At 73.5% G+C, this 1,364-nt stretch carries 2 protein-coding genes; one reads left to right on the top strand and one right to left on the bottom strand.

Annotation, left to right across the window (positions count from 1 at the left end; translation table 11 throughout):
- The coding region (locus ABT300_RS44065; RefSeq protein WP_351688817.1) for an ATP-binding cassette domain-containing protein at window positions 1-377 on the top strand (377 nt) is incomplete at its 5' end.
- A 192-nt stretch (window positions 378-569) separates the two neighbouring features.
- On the opposite strand, the gene ABT300_RS44060 is transcribed toward ABT300_RS44065, so the two are convergent.
- Window positions 570-1,364 (bottom strand): ABC transporter permease family protein (locus ABT300_RS44060; RefSeq protein WP_351688815.1); only part of this gene is annotated, 795 nt, incomplete at its 5' end.

Here is a 1,364-nt window from a genome sequence, read left to right as displayed (position 1 = left end):
TGGAGAGCGTCGGCCTGCCGGCCGCCTTCGCCGACCGCTACCCGCACGAACTGTCCGGCGGCCAGCGCCAGCGCGCCGCCATCGCCCGCGCCCTGGCATCCGACCCGGACGTGCTGTTCTGCGACGAGATCACCTCCGCCCTCGACGCGGACACCGCCATCGCCGTCATGGACCTGCTGACCGACCTGCGGGACCTGCGCGACCTGTCCCTGGTCCTCGTCAGTCACGACCTGCGCCTGGTCGCCGACCGGACGGACTCGCTGGTCGTGATGTCCGAAGGGCACGTGGTCGAGTCAGGTCCCACGGCACAGCTGTTCAGCACACCCGCACATCCCGTTACGGCCGCGCTGGCGACCGGAATCGCACTGGGCGGCTGACGCACCGCAGCGCCGACGGTTCGTGGTGACGCGTCCCATCGTCTGCGGTTCCCTCTGGGCCCGGAGATGCTCGCAGGCCACGGTCTCGCGACACTCCGGGCTTCGGAACGAGCCGTTGATCCGAACACAAGAGCCTGACCGGCAGCTGCAGGCCCTGCACGACGTGCTCGCCCGAGACCTGCCGGCCGCCGCTCACTCCCTCGCCAGCAGTTGGGCCGGGGCGATACGGGACATGGCCCGGATCGGGATGGAGAGCACACCGCAGACCAGGCCGACCCCGGCCAGGGTCGCCAGAAGGGCTGCGCCGCTCATCGTCAACAGCCGCCCGTCCCAGAGTCCCTGACCGATCGTCAAGACTGTGGCCAGTCCCATGACGGCTCCCGTGACGCCGCCCAGCAGGGCGAGGCCGGCCCCCTCGTACAGGGCGAGGCGACCGAGTTCGCGCCTCGACCAGCCGGTGGCGCTCAGTACGGCGAGGTCGGCGGCCCGCTCCCGCTGCGAGAGGACCAGCACGTCCACGGCCCCGGCCGCGCCGAGCACCAGCGACAGGGCGACACTGAGGTAGTCGGCGGTGCGGGCCTGGGCTACGACGGCGTTGCCCAGCAACGAGCCGGCCACCTCGCCGCGGAAGGCGAGGGTGAGCGAGAGCAGCACGGTGAACGCGGCCACGCCCAGCGCCAGTCCGGCCGCGCCGAGCACGGTCCGGCCAGGGGCGCGCAGCAGGTTGCGCAGCGCGAGTCCGGTCACCGAGCGGACGGCGACCGCGCGTCGGACACCGGTGACCGGGGGTGTGACGGCGTCCAGCGGCTGCACCCGGGTCGCCCGCAGGGCGGGCAGCGCGCCCGCGGTCAGCGCGAGCAGCAGGGCGACGGGCAGTACGAGGGCCGCCTTCGCCGCCGAGGTGGGCAGGCCGAGCAGGGCGCCCAGGCCGTAGGCGAGGAGGGCGCCGAGAGTGCCCGCGGCCAGCCCGATCACCGCGAGTTCGCC

Origin of the sequence: Streptomyces sp. NPDC001027, from assembly GCF_040299045.1 — a bacterium.
In the GTDB taxonomy this organism is placed as follows: domain Bacteria; phylum Actinomycetota; class Actinomycetes; order Streptomycetales; family Streptomycetaceae; genus Streptomyces.
Note: the sequence above shows the minus strand (reverse complement) of the source record. Positions and strands in the feature narration are given on the sequence as shown.